The following is a 532-nucleotide window of genomic DNA, read 5'->3' as shown; positions in this document are numbered from 1 at the left end:
CCTTTCTTAGTGAAGCGCTCAAACGCAACACCTTCATTTGGCAATGCAGTACTGACGTTAGCCACCAAGGCATGCTGAGAATATTTTTCCACTTGATAAGCAATGCCTAATAGCTTCGCAGTGCTCGACTCCGTACCATCTGCAATCACCATCAAGCGAGTGTTTAGCACTTTCTGCTGTTCAGGCTGCTCAATCGAGCTTAAGTGCACTTGATGGAAGTCTTTGCCTTGAGATATATGAGAAACCTTCACACCACTATAAAAAGGTAGTGATCTCTCATACACCTTGCTTAACAAACTCTGGCCCAAGCACTGATTCGGCACCACATAACCTAAGGCTTCCTGTCCATACTCTGCTGCATGCATCCGGGTGGTTCCAAAGCAGCCTTTTTCTGATACATGAACCTGTTCGATGGCACATACCGAAGGCTCAATATCTGTCCAGACATCAAGCTGCTCTAAGATTTCTCGCGTGCCCCAAGACAAGGCTGTCGACCTCGCATCGTAGCTAGGAGTGTACTCAGGTATATCTT

General features: G+C 46.8%; 1 pseudogene. It reads right to left on the bottom strand.

The features are described 5' to 3' along the window. Positions 1-532 (bottom strand): annotated as a pseudogene (locus tag A3757_RS26305) (2-octaprenyl-6-methoxyphenyl hydroxylase); the annotation flags it as partial.

The sequence above is a fragment of the Oleiphilus sp. HI0117 genome, assembly GCF_001635235.1.
The sequence above is the reverse complement of the archived record's forward strand: the minus strand, read 5'-3'. Positions and strand labels throughout refer to the sequence as shown.